At 71.3% G+C, this 16,115-nt stretch carries 18 protein-coding genes, 2 tRNA genes and 1 riboswitch; of the genes, 8 read left to right on the top strand and 12 right to left on the bottom strand.

Annotated elements, in window-relative coordinates; translation table 11 throughout:
• Nucleotides 1–18: 18 nt before the first annotated feature.
• Nucleotides 19–1,236 (top strand): cation:proton antiporter, encoded by a 1,218-nt coding sequence (locus tag SB754_RS06430; protein WP_410781513.1) that lies wholly within the window; start codon nucleotides 19–21, stop codon nucleotides 1,234–1,236.
• Nucleotides 1,237–1,257: 21 nt separating this feature from the next.
• On the opposite strand, the gene SB754_RS06425 is transcribed toward SB754_RS06430, so the two are convergent.
• Nucleotides 1,258–2,112: a LysR substrate-binding domain-containing protein gene (locus SB754_RS06425; protein WP_410781512.1), complete on the bottom strand. Its 855-nt coding sequence runs from the start codon at nucleotides 2,110–2,112 to the stop codon at nucleotides 1,258–1,260.
• Between the two features lie 166 nt (nucleotides 2,113–2,278).
• Here SB754_RS06425 and SB754_RS06420 point away from each other — a divergent pair, with 166 nt between their 5' ends.
• A complete protein-coding gene (locus SB754_RS06420; RefSeq protein WP_410783274.1) occupies nucleotides 2,279–3,583 on the top strand; it encodes an MFS transporter in 1,305 nt (434 codons plus the stop codon).
• Between the two features lie 31 nt (nucleotides 3,584–3,614).
• Nucleotides 3,615–3,687: transfer RNA gene (locus tag SB754_RS06415), tRNA-Arg, on the top strand.
• 186 nt (nucleotides 3,688–3,873) lie between these two features.
• On the opposite strand, the gene SB754_RS06410 is transcribed toward SB754_RS06415, so the two are convergent.
• The 3 genes from SB754_RS06410 to SB754_RS06400 all read right to left on the bottom strand — a co-directional run bounded on the left by SB754_RS06410 (nucleotide 3,874) and on the right by SB754_RS06400 (nucleotide 5,465).
• A tRNA-His gene (locus SB754_RS06410) sits at nucleotides 3,874–3,949 on the bottom strand.
• A 48-nt stretch (nucleotides 3,950–3,997) separates the two neighbouring features.
• Nucleotides 3,998–4,621 (bottom strand): oligoribonuclease, encoded by a 624-nt coding sequence (orn, locus tag SB754_RS06405; RefSeq protein ID WP_410781511.1) that lies wholly within the window; start codon nucleotides 4,619–4,621, stop codon nucleotides 3,998–4,000.
• Nucleotides 4,622–4,631: 10 nt separating this feature from the next.
• Complete coding sequence (locus SB754_RS06400; RefSeq protein ID WP_410781510.1) at nucleotides 4,632–5,465, bottom strand: SGNH/GDSL hydrolase family protein; 834 nt, start codon at nucleotides 5,463–5,465, stop codon at nucleotides 4,632–4,634.
• A gap of 96 nt (nucleotides 5,466–5,561) precedes the next feature.
• On the opposite strand from SB754_RS06400, the gene SB754_RS06395 reads away from it, so the two are divergent.
• Complete coding sequence (locus SB754_RS06395) at nucleotides 5,562–5,876, top strand: thioredoxin family protein (protein WP_410781509.1); 315 nt, start codon at nucleotides 5,562–5,564, stop codon at nucleotides 5,874–5,876.
• A gap of 9 nt (nucleotides 5,877–5,885) precedes the next feature.
• Here SB754_RS06395 and SB754_RS06390 read toward each other — a convergent pair whose 3' ends face one another.
• On the bottom strand, nucleotides 5,886–6,470 hold the full coding sequence (locus SB754_RS06390; RefSeq protein ID WP_410781508.1) for an ArsR/SmtB family transcription factor: 585 nt from the start codon (nucleotides 6,468–6,470) through the stop codon (nucleotides 5,886–5,888).
• 73 nt (nucleotides 6,471–6,543) lie between these two features.
• Between SB754_RS06390 and SB754_RS06385 the strand changes: the two genes are divergently transcribed.
• From SB754_RS06385 to SB754_RS06370, 4 genes are all read left to right on the top strand, one after another.
• Complete coding sequence (locus SB754_RS06385; RefSeq protein ID WP_410781507.1) at nucleotides 6,544–7,791, top strand: MFS transporter; 1,248 nt, start codon at nucleotides 6,544–6,546, stop codon at nucleotides 7,789–7,791.
• Between the two features lie 332 nt (nucleotides 7,792–8,123).
• A complete protein-coding gene (locus SB754_RS06380; protein WP_410781506.1) occupies nucleotides 8,124–8,915 on the top strand; it encodes a hypothetical protein in 792 nt (263 codons plus the stop codon).
• A 59-nt stretch (nucleotides 8,916–8,974) separates the two neighbouring features.
• On the top strand, nucleotides 8,975–10,042 hold the full coding sequence (locus tag SB754_RS06375; protein ID WP_410781505.1) for a hypothetical protein: 1,068 nt from the start codon (nucleotides 8,975–8,977) through the stop codon (nucleotides 10,040–10,042).
• A 79-nt stretch (nucleotides 10,043–10,121) separates the two neighbouring features.
• Complete coding sequence (locus SB754_RS06370; RefSeq protein WP_410783273.1) at nucleotides 10,122–10,403, top strand: metallopeptidase family protein; 282 nt, start codon at nucleotides 10,122–10,124, stop codon at nucleotides 10,401–10,403.
• Between the two features lie 34 nt (nucleotides 10,404–10,437).
• Here SB754_RS06370 and SB754_RS06365 read toward each other — a convergent pair whose 3' ends face one another.
• From SB754_RS06365 to SB754_RS06335, 7 genes are all read right to left on the bottom strand, one after another.
• The gene (locus SB754_RS06365) at nucleotides 10,438–10,716 is read right to left on the bottom strand and encodes a hypothetical protein (RefSeq protein ID WP_410781504.1); all 279 of its coding nucleotides are present in this window, start codon (nucleotides 10,714–10,716) and stop codon (nucleotides 10,438–10,440) included.
• Nucleotides 10,713–11,327 carry an ATP-binding protein gene (locus tag SB754_RS06360; RefSeq protein WP_410781503.1) on the bottom strand — a complete coding sequence of 205 codons (615 nt, stop codon included), beginning with the start codon at nucleotides 11,325–11,327 and terminating at the stop codon, nucleotides 10,713–10,715. Before SB754_RS06360 ends, SB754_RS06365 begins: the two co-directional genes overlap by 4 nt.
• Nucleotides 11,311–12,090, bottom strand: coding sequence for an energy-coupling factor transporter transmembrane component T family protein (locus SB754_RS06355; protein ID WP_410781502.1), 780 nt, complete (start codon nucleotides 12,088–12,090; stop codon nucleotides 11,311–11,313). The genes SB754_RS06360 and SB754_RS06355 overlap by 17 nt, the downstream gene beginning before the upstream one ends.
• Nucleotides 12,087–13,583 carry an ABC transporter ATP-binding protein gene (locus tag SB754_RS06350; protein ID WP_410781501.1) on the bottom strand — a complete coding sequence of 499 codons (1,497 nt, stop codon included), beginning with the start codon at nucleotides 13,581–13,583 and terminating at the stop codon, nucleotides 12,087–12,089. The genes SB754_RS06355 and SB754_RS06350 overlap by 4 nt, the downstream gene beginning before the upstream one ends.
• Before the next feature lie 10 nt (nucleotides 13,584–13,593).
• Nucleotides 13,594–14,217 (bottom strand): ECF transporter S component, encoded by a 624-nt coding sequence (locus tag SB754_RS06345; RefSeq protein WP_410781500.1) that lies wholly within the window; start codon nucleotides 14,215–14,217, stop codon nucleotides 13,594–13,596.
• Nucleotides 14,218–14,254: 37 nt separating this feature from the next.
• A riboswitch (TPP riboswitch) is annotated at nucleotides 14,255–14,365 on the bottom strand.
• 54 nt (nucleotides 14,366–14,419) lie between these two features.
• Nucleotides 14,420–14,746, bottom strand: coding sequence for a spore germination protein GerW family protein (locus SB754_RS06340; RefSeq protein WP_410781499.1), 327 nt, complete (start codon nucleotides 14,744–14,746; stop codon nucleotides 14,420–14,422).
• A 54-nt stretch (nucleotides 14,747–14,800) separates the two neighbouring features.
• Nucleotides 14,801–16,075, bottom strand: coding sequence for a DNA polymerase IV (locus SB754_RS06335; protein WP_410781498.1), 1,275 nt, complete (start codon nucleotides 16,073–16,075; stop codon nucleotides 14,801–14,803).
• Nucleotides 16,076–16,115: the final 40 nt, after the last annotated feature.

Genomic DNA, 16,115 nt, shown 5'->3' with positions numbered 1-16,115 from the left:
CGTCGCTAGCATGCGCGCATGGACCCCGCCGTCTCCACCGTCGTGCTCGTCCCGCTGCTCGGTGTCGCCGCAGCCCTGCTGGCCGCGGTGGTCGGACGGGTCGTCAAGATCCCGCTCGTCGTGTTCGAGATCGTGCTCGGGCTGGTCGCCGGCCCCAGCGTGCTCGGGTGGGTGCACGAGACGGACGCCCTGCAGGCGGTCTCGAACTTCGGCCTCGCCTTCCTGTTCTTCATGGCGGGGAACGAGATCGACTTCGGCGCGATCGCGGGCCGCCCGCTGCGACGCGCGTCGCTGACCTGGCTGATCTCGCTCGCCGTGGGCATCCTCCTCGCCTCCCTGATCGCCGGCCAGCTCATCACCGGTGTCTACATCGGGATCGCGCTCACCTCCACAGCGCTCGGCACGCTGATGCCGGTGCTCCGGGATGCGGGCGAGCTGCGCACACCGTTCGGCCGGGCCGTCACCGCCGTCGGCGCGGTCGGCGAGTTCGGTCCGCTGATCGCCATCTCGCTGTTCCTCAGCGGACGGAAGCCGCTGGCCGCGGCACTGGTCCTGATCGGATTCGTGCTCATCGCCGGCGGGGCGATCTGGTTCGCGTCCCGCGGCACTCATGGCCGGCTGCAGGACCTGGTGTCGGCGACGCTCCACACCAGCGGCCAGTTCGCCGTCCGGCTGGTCGTGCTCGTCATCGCAGCACTGGTCGGGCTCAGCATCGTCCTAGGGCTAGACATGCTGCTCGGCGCATTCGCCGCCGGCGTGCTCTGCCGCATCCTGCTCGCGGGCGCCTCCCCCGCCGACACCCGCCACATCGAGAGCAAGCTGGAGGCGGTGGCCTTCGGCGTGCTCGTCCCGGTGTTCTTCATCAACACGGGAGTCGGCTTCGATCTGAAGACCCTGGTGAGCGACCCGCGCGCGCTGATCCTGCTGCCGATCTTCCTCGTGCTGCTCCTCCTCGTGCGCGGCGTGCCCGGGTCATTCGTCGCGCCGCCGGGCTCGACGGGGCGCGACCGGGCCGCGCTGACGCTGTTCGGCGCGACCGGCCTGCCGATCATCGTCGCCGTCACCGCCATCGGCGTCGCGGACCACGACCTGGCGAGCGGGACGGCGACGGCCCTGGTCGGGGCGGGCATGCTCTCGGTGCTGATCTTCCCGCTCGTCGCGCTGCTGCTGCGACGGAGGTCTGCGGACGGCGGGATCCGGCCCGCAGACCCGGATGCCATCCCTGTGGAGGGATGAGCGGCCCGGCGGGGTCCGCGCTCAGGCCACCCGGCTGACCGCCCGGGCCAGGATGGCCGTGGTGAGCGCCTCCACCGGCTCCCGCGCCGCGGACGGGTTCGAGAGCAGCGTGAAATCGACATGGCCGAGCTCGGGAAGGCCGAACCGGTTGGTGACCTTGATCAGGTCCGCCGGGATGAGCGACCGCGGGAAGACGGCGACCCCGATGCCGGCGCGCACGGCGGCGAGCACTCCGTTGACCTCCCGGGTGTTGCAGGTGATCCGCCAGGAGCGGCCGGCGGACTCCAGTGCATCGATGGCGACCTGGCGGCTCAGGCTGGGCCCCTGGTACGAGATGAGCGGCACCGGGCCGTCAGGGTCCAGGATGGTCTTCTCCTGACCCATCCAGACCAGTTCGTCGGTCGCGACGACCGTGCCCTCCGTGGTGCCCGGCGTCTGCTTGATGAAGATCAGGTCGAGGTGACCGGCCTTCAGCTTCCGGTGCAGCGGACCCGACTGGTCGACGGTCAGCTCCAGATTGATCTGCGGGTTCTGCTGGCGGAAGTGCCGCAGGATGCGCGGCAACGTCGTGATCGCGAGGTCGTCGGCCGCGCCGAACCGCAGCCGCCCCCGCATGGCGGAGCCGCTGAAGTAGCTGTCCGCCTCGGCGAGGGCGGCCAGGATCGTCCGGGCGAAACCCGCCATGGCGTCGCCGTTGTCCGTCAGCCGCACCTCCCGGGTGTCCCGCGCGATCAGCTGCCGCTTGGCGGCCAGCTCCAGCTTGCGGATGTGCTGGCTCACCGTCGGCTGGCTGATGCCCAGCCGGGCGGCGGCGCGGGTGAAGCTGCGCGTGTCGGCGACGGCGAGGAAGGTCTGCAGGAGTACCGGGTCGAACATCGCGCGCATCCATTCGAAAAGTCAATGGGAGTTATAGCCCTGATCGGGAACAAGAATAGCCGGATCTGCGTACTGTCGAAGGAGACCCTTCATACGGAACCAGCGACGACATCGAGGTAGAACACACGTGGCGCACTCCACCGCAGCGGCCCCGCCCACCGGACCCATGCCGGTCCTCTCCACCAGGCCGCCGTGGCGCGAGACGTTCGCCTCGCTCCGCGTACCGAACTACCGCCGTTTCGCCGCCAGCAACCTCGTCGCCAACACGGCGGTGTGGATGCAGCGGATCGCGATGGACTGGCTGGTCCTCCAGCTCTCCGGCAGCGTCGCGGCCGTCGGCGTCACCGTGTTCATGCAGTTCACGCCTATGCTGCTGTTCGGGCTGTGGGGCGGCGTCATCACCGACCGCTACTCCAAGCAGCGCCTGCTGATCGTCACCCAATCGTGCGCCGCGGCGATCGCGGCGCTGCTCGCCGTCCTGACCCTCACCGGGGTGATCCAGGTCTGGCACGTCTACGCGATCTCGTTCGTGCTCGGGCTCGTGACCGTGGTCGACAACCCGGCCCGGCAGGTGTTCGTCAACGAGCTGGTCGGACCGACGTACCTCCGCAACGCGATCAGCCTCAACTCGTCGATCTTCCAGCTCGGCGGGCTGATCGGGCCGGCGCTGGGCGGCATCCTGATCACCGCGGTGGGAGGCGGCTGGTCATTCGCGATCAACGCCGTCGCCTGCCTCGCGGTGGTGTTCGCGGTCGCGACCCTGAAGCGGTCGGAACTGCACGCCTCCCCCGCTGCGCCCCGCGGCAAGGGGCAGCTGACCGAGGGGATGCGCTACGTGCGCCGCAAGCCGGTCATCTTCTGGACCGTCGTGATGGTCGCGGTGATCGCCGTGTTCGCCTTCAACATGCCGGTTTTCCTGGCCGCCTACGCGAACAATGTGTTCCACGTCGGGGCGCAGGGCTACGGGATGTTCAACGCCCTTGTCGCCGCCGGCGCGCTGACCGGGGCCCTGGCCTCCACACGGCGCACCAGCGTGCGGCTGTCGATGGTGGTCGGGACGGCGGCGGCGCTCGGCGTCGTGCAGGCCCTGGCCGGATTCGCTCCGGGCGAGCTGGCCTTCGGGATGCTGCTGGTGTGCGTCGGCGTCGGCAACCTCCTGTTCATCACCGCGGCGAACTCGCTCGTGCAGATGTCGTCGAACGTGCAGATCCGCGGACGCGTCATTTCGCTGTACATCCTCGTGCTGCTCGGCGGCCAGGCGCTCGGCGGCCCGCTCATGGGCTGGATCGTGGAGCAGGTCGGCCCGCACATCGCGATGGCGATCTCGGGGCTGGTGCCCGCGGCGGCCGCGGCCGTCGTCGCCGTGCTGATCGCGCGTCAGGCCAAGCTGCGGCTGCGGTTCGGGCTGCGCGGGCGGCGGCCCGTCATCGCGATCGTGAACCGCGCGGGCAAGTCCGGCGCGACCCTCTGACCCGGTACCGCTCCGGTATCGTGGAGCTGTCGCCCCCGTAGCTCAGCGGATAGAGCAGGAGCCTTCTAATCTCTTGGTCGCAGGTTCGATTCCTGCCGGGGGCACCTCCTGCGCCCGACGTGCGCCCCACCATCGACTACACGATTTCTGCACGTTTCTGCGCCCGAAACGTGCAGAAATCGCGGACTCGACGGTGGGCGGCTCGATGGGGGCGGCTCGACGGGGGCGGCTCGACGGGGGCGGGGCGGGATGCACGAAGGGCCGGACTCGACGAGTCCGGCCCTTCTGCGTGGGGTGAGTAACGGGGCTTGAACCCGCGACCTCCTGGACCACAACCAGGCGCTCTACCAACTGAGCTATACCCACCATGTGTGCGCCGGCCCGAAGGACCACTGCGCAAGCAACTCAACGATTCTAGCCCATGCGGGGAGCCCATTTTTCCACGACACCCGCGGCCAGCGCGTGCGTGTCGTCGGTGGTCGGGCCGGGAGGCGCGACGAAGGCGGCGGCACGGTAGTAGTCGAGCTCGCGGATGGACTCGAGGATGTCGGCCAGCGCCCGGTGGCCGCCGTTCTTCTCCGGCGCGTTGAAGTAGATGCGGGGGAACCAGCGCCGGGCCAGCTCCTTGATCGAGGACACGTCGACGTTTCGGTAGTGCAGGTGGCTGTCGAGCCGCGGCATGTACTTCGCCAGGAACATGCGGTCGGTGCCGATGGTGTTGCCTGCAAGCGGAGCGGTGCGCGCGGTCGGCGCGAACTTCAGCACGTACTCCAGCACCTCGTACTCGGCCTCGGCGAGACTCTTGCCGTTCGGGATCTCGTCGATGAGACCGGACGTGGTGTGCATCTGCCGGACGAACTCCCCCATGTGCTCGAGGGCCGAGTCGTCGGGCTTGATGACGATGCTGAGCCCGGGGTCGAGCACGTTGAGTTCGAAGTCGGTGATCACCACTGCGATCTCGACGAGCTCGTCGACCTCGAGGTCGAGGCCGGTCATCTCGCAGTCGATCCAGACCAGTCGATCCGAGGAGGTAGCCATACCAGCGAGTCTAGTGCGGGCCTCCGACGGCGCCCGGCACGGAGAGGCCGGAGAGCTCCACGCGCTGCGGCACCGGCAGCTTCGGCCCGCGCCCGTCGCCGGTGGACACATGGCGGAGCCGCCGGGCGACCCATGGGATGGCGTAGACCCGCAACCAGGTCCGCAGCGGCACCTCGTCGGGAGGCGTCGGAGGCTCCGCAGGCCCGGCGGCCGCGGCCTCCGGTCCACTCACCTCGGCGTACGGGACGCCGAGGGCATGAGCGGCCTGCGCCGCGAGCAGCCGGTGACCTCGGGTGCTCAGATGGACGCGATCGGAGGCCCACATTGCCGGGTCGCGGAACTCCCGGACGCCCCACACGTCGAGCACGACCGCCCGCTGGTCCCGGGCGATGCTCCAGATGTTGGCGTTGAAGACCGCGGCCCGGCCGCGGAAGGGCTTGAGGAAGAACGCGAACTGCGGATCGAAGATGTTGGCGAGCAGCACGGTGGCCCCCGACCGGCGCAGCTCTCTGACGCCGGTCTCCAGCCGGGAGGCGAGCGCATCCGGATCGGCGGCCGGGCTCATCAGGTCGTTGCCGCCGATCATCACCGACACCAGGTCGGGTCGCAGCTGGAGCGCGTGCGGGATCTGGGCATCCACCACGTCCGCGATGCGGCGGCCGCGCACCGCGAGGTTGGCGAACTCGACGGACTCGCCGGCGAGCCGGGCGTCGCCGTCGAGGATCCCGGCGAGCCGGTCGGCCCAGCCGAGGAAGGCGTCCGGTTGTCCGGGCGCACTGTCGCACAGCCCCTCGGTGAGCGAGTCTCCGAGGGCGACGTAGCGCGTGTAGGTCGTTCGGCTCACGGGTCGATTGTGGGCCGGACGACGCCCGGCAGGCGCGTCGGGACGCCCTGTGCCGCCGGATCGTCGCCGCGATTTCTCCGGACGTACACTGACGGTGTGGATTCGACACCGGCCGTTGCCCCCGACGTCACCGGGCGCGAGGAGTCGCGGGCGCGGCTGACGCTCTACACGTCCGCCTTCTGCGAGCCGTGCATGCAGACGCGGGCGGTGCTCGCGGAGGCAGCCCGGCTGGCCCCACGCATCGCGGTGACCGAGCTGGATGTGGCACGCAACATCGAGCGCGCGGAGCAGGACGGCATCCGCTCGACCCCGACCGTGATCGTCTCGGGCCAGGACGGCAGCGAGGTGTTCCGCGCGGAGGGCGTTCCCACGCTCGCGCAGGTCCTCGCCGCCGCCGCGAAGGCGCTCTGAGGCGAGACGTCAGCCGCCGGTCTGTGCGCCGTCGCCGTCCCGGGCCGCCGTCCGGTGCAGCACGAAGATGCCGCCGTGCGCCGGAAGGTGCGCCCGCTCCGCGTCGGTCTCGATGAAGTCGTCCAGGACGGCGACGATGCGGCGGTCCAGCTCGGCGACGTCCTCCGGCGATAGGTGCAGGGAGAACCGCGCGAAGGTGGCGACCGACGCCGGCCCGGCCTCCGCCAGCTCCTGCTGGAACGCCTCCACCGGCGCGAGACCGTCGCTCAGGTCGAGGTCTTCGAGGGAGACCGTGAGCCACCAGCTCTTGCCCGTCGACCGGTAGGGCTTCTCCAGCGCCCCGGACTCCCCCGTGCGCACCGCTGCCGGCTCGAGGAAACCCGCCTCGACGAGTTGGCGGACGTGGTAGTAGACCGTTCCCGGGTCGACGCCCAGCCGATCGGCCAGCTGCTTGTTGGTGAGCTCGCTGTCGCCGCAGAGTCGCAGGATGCGGACGCGCAGCGGGTGAGACATCGCCTTGAGCTCCTGCGGCGTCGCCGGTCGCCGCTTGTTGTCGGGACCGGGCGCTGACACGCTCGAAGACTCTTCGCTCATCCCTCCACGATAGCGACCGATTGAACCATGTACATCGATTGATTTCTCTAAATCACTGTGCAAGCCTGTCCTCATGACCGCAAACGGCCTCGGCGAACGCTACGCGAAGCTCTGGACGTCCGCCGGGCTCTCGAACCTGGCCGACGGCGCCATGAAGGTCGCGCTGCCCCTGGTCGCCATCCGCCACACCGACTCCCCCGCCCTGATCGCCGGACTGAGCTTCGCGTTCACCCTGCCGTGGCTGTTCTTCGCGCTGACAGCCGGCGCGCTGGCCGATCGGATGGACCGACGGCGGCTGATGCTCGTCGCGAACGCCGCGCGCGCCCTGTTCCTCGCCTGCCTCACCGTCGTCACGGTCGCGGGCGCCGGGTCGCTGTGGCTGCTCTACGCGGCGGCGATCTGCATCGGCATCGCCGAGACGGTGTACGACACGTCCTCGCAGTCGATCCTCCCGCAGCTGGTTCCACGCGAGCTGCTGTCGCGGGCTAACGGCCGCCTCTACGCCGCCGAGCTCACGGCGAACCAGTTCGTGGGTCCGCCGCTCGGCGGCTTCCTGGTGGCGATCGGCGTCGGAGTGGCCTTCGGCACGCCCGTCCTGCTCTGGGTCGCGGCGATCGGCGTGCTGCTGCTGGTCCGGGGCCGCTACGTATCCGGCCGGACCGGATCCACCACCATCCGCGCCGACATCGGCGAGGGTCTCCGCTTCCTCGCCGGGAACACCCTCCTGCGCACGCTCGCGATCATGGTCGGCGTCTTCAACTTCGCGTCGTCGGCCGCCTTCACGGTGTTCGTCCTCTACGCCGCCGGGCCGAATTCGACCATGAAGCTGAGCGATCCCGCATACGGCCTGCTGCTCACCGCCTCCGCCGTCGGAAGCGTGCTCGGCACCTTTCTCGCCGAGCCCGCGGAGCGGCTCCTCGGACGATCGCGGGCGCTCCTGCTCTCCATCGCCGGCTCCCTGCTCACGGTCGCAACGCCCGCATTCACGGCGAATCCCTTCATCATCGCGGCCGCCTTCCTGGTCGGCGGCGTGACCGTCTCCGTCTGGAACGTGATCACGGTGTCCCTGCGCCAACGCGTGACGCCGACCCGCCTGCTCGGGAGGCTGAACAGCGCGTACCGGCTGCTCGCCTGGGGCACGATGCCGCTCGGCGCGGTGGCCGGCGGGCTGATCGGGCAGACGCTCGGCGTCCGCTGGGTCTTCGTCATCATGGGCGCGCTGGTCCTGCTGCAGCTCATCCCGATGGTGTGGATCACCGACCGCAGGATCGACGAGGCGGAGGCCCAAGTGGAGGCCGAGGAGGCCCCCGCGAGTCGTTGACGCGTACACGACTTTGCCAGGCTCCATGCCCCATCCGTCCAGAAACGCGGCCTACAGTCGTTGATCGACGGCCGCGAGGGCCGTCCGTGCCGCGCAGGCGGCATCCAGCCCCCAACCCTTGAGGCGCCCCCGCGCCCGCTCCTGGATGCTCTGACCTTCCCAGCCGGCACACCCGCGTCGCATGCCGCGCCCTCTGGACCCCGATCCGCGAGGCGCTTCCGCGCGTGCCGCGCGGTTCCACCCGCAGGACCGCTCCCGATGAGCCACGGTCCCCACGCGAAGCGCCACGTCGTCCGCGTGCTGAAGCCGGGTCAGCCCGATCCAGGAAGACAATGCTCAGTACTCTCCGTTCCACCCTCAAGAACAGTCCCGTCCCCTTCGGCCGCATCGTGACCGGCGCGGCAGCCGTGATCATGAGCGCCAGCCTCATCGCCCCCGTCATGGCGCAGCAGCAGGCCAGCGAGCGCCAGACCCGCGAGCTCTCCGAGGGCACCGGGATGCACCACGACCAGCTCGGCGTGTACGGGTCGATCGTCCGCGAGCGGCTCGAAGCCGAGGCGAAGACCACCCTCGCCGGCGCCGAGGCCACCGTCGCGGCCAACCAGGCGAAGGCCGATCCGTCGGCCGCGAAGACGGCGATCGCCGGTCTGAGCAGCTTCACGAAGCTCCCCGACACCTCGCTCCGCAGCACGATCGACAAGACCAAGGCGGCCTCCGACGCGCTGGCCGCTGCCGGCGCAGAGGCGGACCGCAAGGCCGCCGCAGCCGCAGCAGCCGCCGCTGCAGCAGCGGCCGCAGCCCAGGCGAACGCCAACACGGTGGAGGGCGCCAAGGCGACCGCCGCAAGCCTCGCATCCAGCCAGTACGGCTGGGGCGCCGACCAGTTCCAGTGCCTCTCGCAGCTGTGGCAGCGCGAGTCGCAGTGGAACTACCAGGCCTCCAACTCCGGCAGCGGCGCCACGGGCATCCCCCAGGCGCTCCCCGGCAGCAAGATGGCCTCCTTCGGGTCCGACTGGGCTACGAACGCCACCACGCAGATCAAGTGGGGCCTCGACTACATCGCGCGTGGCTACGGGACGCCGTGCGGCGCCTGGGGCCACTCGGAGTCGTACAACTGGTATTGATCGGCTGAGCGGTCAGGCTGCCGTCGGGCGCCTGACCGCCCGCCGGTAGACTCGCGCGGGTGAGCACCCGCACCCCCGAATCGCAGACCGCATCCCCCGTCATCCGCGGAGCGCACCTCGTCGGCAGCGTCAACCTGCCGGACGCCGAGAGCGTCTTCCGCACCGTGAGCGCCCACCTCGGCGACCGGCTGCACCGCATCCCGGACGGCGAGGTGGGCGAACGCTTCTACTGGGTCCAGTTCCAGACCAAGCGGCTCGACCGGATGGAGGGCATCTCGCGCATCGACGCACCGCCGTCGTTGCTGCGCGGCGTGTTCGACGGGAGGCCGTTCCGGCTCGACGACGGCGTGACGGCCGATCGGCTGGTGTTCCCGGACCTCGGCTACGCGGACGCGGCACTCGACTCCTACGCGGTCTTCCGCCGGCTGCGCGACGACGGTGTCATCGCCCCCGGAACGCGCTTCCAGGTGTCCCTCCCGACACCGGCGGGCGTCGTCGGACCGTTCATCGTGCCGGAGGACCGCGCCGCGTTCGAGCCCGCCTACGAGCACGCTCTGTTCGGCGAGCTGCAGCGCATCCTCGACGGCATCCCGCACGACGATCTCGCGATCCAGTGGGACACGGCGGTCGAGTTCGCGCTGCTCGAGGGGCGGATGCCCTCCTGGTTCGGCGACGATGTGCTCGCCGGCGTGATCGAACGCGCCGGGCGGCAAGCGGCCGCCGTGCCCGCGGACGTGCAGCTGGGATACCACCTCTGCTACGGCGACGTCGAGGAGCAGCACTTCGTGCAGCCTACCGACGCCGGCCGGCTCGCCGAGGTGCTGAACGGCATCCTCACGAGCGCACCACGTCCGGTCACCTGGGTGCACCTGCCCGTGCCGATCGAGCGCGACGACTCCGCGTACTTCGCGCCGCTCGCGTCGGTCGACATCCCCGAGGGCACGGAGCTGTTCCTGGGGCTGATCCACCACGAGGACGGCGTCGAGGGAGCGGTCCGCCGGGCTTCCGCAGCGTCCACGGCCGTTCCGTCGTTCGGAGTCGGCACGGAGTGCGGCTTCGGCCGTGGGCCGAGCGAGCGCACCCCCGGCCTCCTGGACCTGCACGCCGCCGTCGCGGCCGCCTGGTGAGCCGGCCGTGAGCCTCTCCGTCGACCACGAGGCCTTCGAGGCGCTCGTCACGGACGAGCTCGACCGCCTCCCGGACGAGATGGTCGACGGGCTCGACAACGTCGTGTTCGTGGTCGAGGACCGCCCGGAGGACGGCTCGCTCGACCTCCTCGGACTGTACGACGGTGTCGCGCTCACGCAGCGGGACACGTACGGGTTCGGCGAGATGCCGGACCGCATCGTGCTCTACCGGGAGCCGCTGCTCGCGATCAGCGCCGACGAGGACGAACTACGGGACGAGATCCACATCACGCTCGTGCACGAGATCGCGCACTTCTACGGGATCGACGACGACCGCCTCCACGAGCTCGGCTGGGCGTAACGCGGCTGGGCGTAGCTCCTCTGGGCCCGATGGCTCAGGCGCCGTACCCGAAGATCGACTCGTCCTCCTGATCGGACTCCACCGGGTCGGAGTCCGGCTGGTCGAATGTGTACGTCACCAGGTGCTGTCCCTCGACCTCGCGATCGTCGGCGGCGACGTACCAGAAGGTGGACTCGAGGCCCTCCACGGCGGCGATCACGCCGATCCGCTCGTCCGGCTTGCCGTCTACCAGGAAGCGGCGGTCGGTCTGGCCGGCGAGGGGTCCGTCGGCGTATTCGACGATGTACTCGGGGTCCTGTCGTGCGTCCGTCATGACTCCACCGTAGTCCTCGCGCGGGGATCCGCGAGGTCGACGCCCGTGACATCCAGCACCAGCATGGCGTGCTCGACGGGATGCTCGCGTGCGACGAAGCGGTCGAACTGCGACTGCCAGCGGTCCCACTCGGCGGCGAACGTCTCCCCGTCGCGCGCCAGGGCCCGCTGCTTGCGGAGGTCGTCGTCGGCCCGCAGCCACACCGTCAGGTCCGCGAGGGCCGCGTTACCCCGGGACAGGGTGCCGCATCCCTCGATGACGAGCGGTCCGTCCCCGGTGACGTCGACACGCCCGGCCGGGGTGTGCCGCTCCCAGTCCCAGCGCTGCCAGGAGCCGGCTCCGGAGGCACGCAGCGGCTCGAGCAGGTCGCGGCCGACCGCCTCGCTTCCGGCGTCGAGCCCGTCCCACCCGGGGTAGAGGTCGTCCATCCGCACCAGGCGCGGCTCGCCGCCGGCGGGCCAAGCGCGCAGCAGCAGGTCGGCGAGCGAGCTCTTTCCCGCGCCGCTCGGGCCGTCGATGAGGATCACCGGCACGCGACCTGCCTGCTCGGCACTGCTCACCGCCGCCGCGACCGCCGCATCCAGCGCGACGACCTCAGCCGAGCGGGGCATTCCAGCTCCCCGTCGCCACGGCCGCACCCACGGCGCAACCGGCCACCAGCACCGCCACCACCAACGCCGCCCAGTCGCGGCGGCGGAACACCGACGGCCGGGCCCACGTGCGGGACGGCGCTGCTCCGAAGCCGCGCGCCTCCATCGCTGTTGCAAGCTTCGTTCCACGCCGCAGCGACAGCACGAAGAGCGCGAAGGCCTGCCCGAGGAACCGGCGCAGCGCACCCGACTCGGCGACCCCGCGCGCCCGCCGGGCCAGCGTGAGCGCCCGCCAGTCCTCGGCGAAGAGGCCCACAAGCCGCAGTCCAGCGAGACCGCCGATCACGAACCGCGCGGGCAGGCGAAGCAGCTGCGCGAGTCCGTCCGCCAGGTCGGTCGGGTCGATCGTGATGAACAGCAGCACGGCAGGGAGGCCGATCGCCAGCACGCGCAGCGCCGTGGCGAGCGCCAGCGCGATGGAGCCGTCGCTGATCTCGACCGCCCACCACTGCACGTACACCGTTCCGGAGGTCTGCCCGTAGAGCAGCGTGGTCAACCCGGCAAGGGGCGCGGCGATCCAGACGGGCGCCGTGCGGGCGAACACCGTCCGGAGCGGCAGACCCGCGACGGTGAGCAGCACGAGCTCGAGGAGCAGCGCGACCCCCGCCGACACCGGGTCGATCGACAGCAGCAGGGCGACGGTGACGATCAGCGCTGCGCCGAGCTTGGCGACCGGGTTCAGGGTCGCCAGCGGACCGGAGCGGACCGGCTGGATCAGGCTCACGCGGTCACCTCCGCAGCATCCAGCCGGAGGGAGGCGGCGCCGACCGCCGCCACGAACTCGGCGTCGTGGGTGGCCGCGACCACCGCGTGCCCGTCGCGGCGGAGCGCCGCGATCAGCCCGACCAGTGCCTCCCAGGTGCGCGCATCCTGCCCGAACGTGGGCTCGTCGAGCACGAGCAGCCGGGGGCGGGTGGCGAGGGCGGTCCCGACCGAGAGCCGCCGCTTCTGCCCGCCGGACAGGCTGAACGGGTTCGCCTCCGCCAGACCCTCGAGCGCGAGGCGGGCGAGCAGGTCCTCCACTCTCTCCTGGATCTCCGCGTCCGGGAGGCCCAGCGCGCGGGGACCCGCGGCCAGCTCCTCCCGAACGGTGGAGGCGATGAACTGGTGCTCGGGATTCTGGAACACGCTGCCGACCCGGGTGAGCAGCTCGCGCGACCGCCAGGCGGACGGATCGGGCGACGCGCCAGCGGAAAGAGCGGGCTCGGCGACGAGCTCGCCGGCCGCCGCCGGCAGCAGGCCGCCGAGCGTCAGGGCCAGCGTGGACTTGCCCGCGCCGTTGCGGCCGGTGAGGGCGAGGGCGGAACCCTCCCGCAGGGCGAGGTCGACCGGTGCGCCGATCGGCGTCGCCTGCACCGGGCGACCCCGGCGGCGTCCACGAGTGACCGCGGGGCCGCGCCCGACGGTGAGCGAGCGCGCCGTGAGCAGCGGCGCGCCTTCTTCGATGGTCGGCGGGTCCGGGATGGGCGTGCCCGGCAGCCATACGCCGGCGCGGCGAAGCTCGCCGGCCGCGTCGCTCAGCACCGCCTCCGGGGCGCCGTCGGCGAGCACTCCCCCGTCGGTGTCGAGCACCACGACGCGCGACACCAGGTCGCGCCAGACGGCCACGCGGTGCTCGACGACCACGAGTGTGGCGCCGGTCGCATCGAGCGCTGCGCGCACCGCCTCCCGCACTTCGAGCACCCCGTCGGGGTCGAGGTTGGCGGTCGGCTCGTCGAGCAGGAGCAGACCGGGCCGCATGGCGAGCAGTCCGGCGAGGGCGAGCCGCTGCTTCTGACCACCCGACAGGTGGGCGGTCGGCCGATCCAGCGGCACGTCGAGTCCCACCTGCGCCAGGGCCGACCGAACGCGCTGCCAGATCTCGTCGCGCGGAACGCCGAGGTTCTCGCAGGCGAACGCGACGTCGTCGCCGACGCGGGCGAGGATGACCTGGGCGTCCGGGTCCTGCAGCAGCAGCCCCGCCTCGCCGCGCGCCGCAGCGGGAGGACGGCCGGCGACGGTCAGGACGCCCTCCGCCTCGCCATCGTCGTCGCCGCCGAGGACGCCGGCCAGGCCCGCGAGCAACGTGCTCTTGCCCGCGCCGGACGCACCGAGCAGCAGGACCCGCTCCCCCGGTTCGATGCGGAGGTCGACGCCGCGCGCCGCCCATCCACTGCGCCCGGAGTAGCGCCAGCCCCAGCCGTCGACCCGAACGGCGGCCGGGACCGGCAGTCTCATGCCCATGGCGTCAGACCTCCGCGGCCGTCCGCGCCTCCCGGCCCGCGGCGAAGCGGCTCAGGGCGCCCGTCCGGGCGAGGGCGCGGACGAGGAGCCACGAGCCGAGCCCGGCGACGACCGCGCCGGAGACCGTGGTGGTGATCGCGTAGGTGATGGCGAACTCCGGCTTCGAGCCGGGGTACCAGTACAGGAGGTCGAGGATCGACTCGGCGACGCCCGCTCCGGCGCCGGCGAGGATGGCCGGAAGGAGCCGCCAGTTCGCATACAGGAAGAGCGCGAAGACCAGCTCGGCGCCCAGCCCCTGTACGACGCCCGAGAGCAGCGTCGCGAAGCCCCACTGCGTCCCGATCAGGGCGGAGACGATCGCCGCGACCAGTTCGCCGTACAGGGCGGCGCCGGGCTTGCGCACGATCAGCGCCACGAGCACGCCGGCGAACAGCCACGGGCCGTTCAGGATTCCCTGGAACCCGGGCAGCAGAGCGCCGGCCGGACCGGAGATCGGATTCTGGACGACCCCCCAGACCCAGAAGACGACGCCGCTCGCGACGGCGACGACGCTGGCGACGACGATGTCGACGACCCGCCAGCGGAGAGTACGCGGGCGTGCGCCCACGGTGGAGATGGTTGCGTGCACTGTTCGTGCCCCTTCTGTCGATGTGGAACAGGGCACGGGATGTGAGAAATGGCCTCCCTGCGCTGGCATGACCCAGATCAGGTTCGACGGTCGAGACTTGGAGAAGTCTCCTCTCAGCCCGGCTCACCGGACTCCCGTGTTCGCACTCAGTGTAGCCCGACCGGCGGCACGCCTGCCGCCGCGGGCTCGAACTGCTCTCGACCTACTTCTTGAGCGCCCGGATGACGCGCGCCCAGGCGTGACCGGCCACCCAGACGAAGGGGATGCCGACCGCGAGCAGCGTGATCAGGTTGGGGCGGAAGCGCACGCCCAGCTCGTCGGAGACGTACGCGCCGAATGGGATGGCGACCCCGCCTCCGCCCGCGCCGCCCGGGGCGTCCTCGTCACCGGCGCCGCCCGCGCCGAAGCCGAACTGCACGGCGGCGACGGGCACGATCGTGGTGCCGTCGATGACCACGGGCTCGCCGTAGACCGACTTGATGCCCGAGCCGCTCACGGTCTCGGCGAGTTTCAGCGAGATGTTCGTCATGAGGCCACGCTAGCGCTCCCGCCACCGGCTGAACAGGGCGCGGACGGTCGGGCGTCAGTCGCTGACGTACTTCGGGTTGCGCCCGTCCCGCTCCTCGTCGTCGGCCTCCTGCGACCGCCGCACCAGGGAGGCGGGCCCGATGACACCCCGGCCGAACCGCGCGCTCACCGCGTCGAGGGTGCGCTCCGTCTCGCGCCACTCCTCGTCCGGGTCCCACAGTGCGAGGGCGTCGCCTCCCGCATCCGCCAGCTGCTCGGCGCGGACCCCGATGAGCCGGATGGGCGTCTGGCGCACGTCGAGGCCGAGCACGCCGAACACGTCCCAGGCCTCCTCGAACAGCCGTCGGCCCACGTTGGTCGGCTCGGCGAGGGTGCGCGAGCGGGTGATGGTGCGGAAGTCGGAGAACCGGACCTTGACCGCCACCGTGCGTGCGACCATCCCGTGCTTGCGCAGCCGCTCGCCGACGCGCCCGGACAGGCGCAGGAACTCGCGGCGCAGCACGTCGATCTCGCCGACGTCGGTGCCGAAGGTGTTCTCGTGGCCGATGCTCTTCTCGCGCGACTCTGTGACGATCCGCCGAGGGTCGCGGCCGTTCGCCAACTCGTGCAGGCGACGGCCGCCGGCGTCCCCGACGGCCTTCTGCAGGACGTGCAAGGGCGCGTCGGCGAGGTCGGCCACCGTGAGGAGGCCCATCCTCTCCAGGGAGGCCTGCGTGCTGGCGCCGACACCCCACAGCGCGCCGACCGGGAGCGGACGGAGGAAGCTGAGGGTCTCGGCCCGCGGGATGACGAGCAGGCCGTCGGGCTTCGCCCGGCCGGACGCGAGCTTCGCCATGAACTTGGTGGCGGCGACACCCACCGAGCAGGTCAGCCCCGTCTCCTCCTTCACGCGGGAGCGGATCAGCTCGGCGATGCGGCGGGGCGAGCCCAGCAGCCGGCGCGCGCCCGAGACGTCGAGAAACGCCTCGTCGATGCTCAACGGCTCGACCAGCGGGGTCACCTCGTGGAAGATGTCCATCACCTTCGCCGAGTACTCGGTGTAGCGCTCGTAGTGCGGCGGAAGGATGATCGCGTTCGGGCACAGCCGCAGCGCCTGAGACATGGGCATGGCGCTGCGGACGCCGTACCGCCGCGCCTCGTACGTCGCGCTGGTGACGACGCCTCTGCCACCGGCATGGCCGACGATGGCCGGTTTGCCGCGCGCGTCGGGGCGCTCCAGCAGCTCCACCGACGCGAAGAACGCATCCATGTCGACGTGCAGGATGGCGGACTCGGAGTCGTCGACATCGGGCGCGCTCACCTGCCGCTCACTGCCGTCCGCTCGTCCCACCCCTCCAGCTTCTCACCTGCGACCGACAGCCGTGCGGAAC

Source organism: Leifsonia sp. SIMBA_070, assembly GCF_046534635.1.
Taxonomy (GTDB): Bacteria; Actinomycetota; Actinomycetes; order Actinomycetales; family Microbacteriaceae; genus Leifsonia.
Note: the sequence above shows the minus strand (reverse complement) of the source record. Positions and strands in the feature narration are given on the sequence as shown.

Bases quoted from the DNA above. Each gene is read 5' to 3' on its own strand.
- SB754_RS06360 (WP_410781503.1), bottom strand. From the start codon at position 11,327: ATGCCCCGCTCGGCTGAGGTCGTCGCGCTGGATGCGGCGGTCGCGGCG.
- SB754_RS06380 (WP_410781506.1), top strand. From the start codon at position 8,124: ATGCTCAGTACTCTCCGTTCCACCCTCAAGAACAGTCCCGTCCCCTTC.
- SB754_RS06430 (WP_410781513.1), top strand. From the start codon at position 19: ATGGACCCCGCCGTCTCCACCGTCGTGCTCGTCCCGCTGCTCGGTGTC.
- SB754_RS06340 (WP_410781499.1), bottom strand. From the start codon at position 14,746: ATGACGAACATCTCGCTGAAACTCGCCGAGACCGTGAGCGGCTCGGGC.
- orn (WP_410781511.1), bottom strand. From the start codon at position 4,621: ATGGCTACCTCCTCGGATCGACTGGTCTGGATCGACTGCGAGATGACC.
- SB754_RS06420 (WP_410783274.1), top strand. From the start codon at position 2,279: ATGCCGGTCCTCTCCACCAGGCCGCCGTGGCGCGAGACGTTCGCCTCG.
- SB754_RS06370 (WP_410783273.1), top strand. From the start codon at position 10,122: ATGGTCGACGGGCTCGACAACGTCGTGTTCGTGGTCGAGGACCGCCCG.
- SB754_RS06390 (WP_410781508.1), bottom strand. From the start codon at position 6,470: ATGAGCGAAGAGTCTTCGAGCGTGTCAGCGCCCGGTCCCGACAACAAG.
- SB754_RS06365 (WP_410781504.1), bottom strand. From the start codon at position 10,716: ATGACGGACGCACGACAGGACCCCGAGTACATCGTCGAATACGCCGAC.
- SB754_RS06385 (WP_410781507.1), top strand. From the start codon at position 6,544: ATGACCGCAAACGGCCTCGGCGAACGCTACGCGAAGCTCTGGACGTCC.
- SB754_RS06350 (WP_410781501.1), bottom strand. From the start codon at position 13,583: ATGAGACTGCCGGTCCCGGCCGCCGTTCGGGTCGACGGCTGGGGCTGG.
- SB754_RS06425 (WP_410781512.1), bottom strand. From the start codon at position 2,112: ATGTTCGACCCGGTACTCCTGCAGACCTTCCTCGCCGTCGCCGACACG.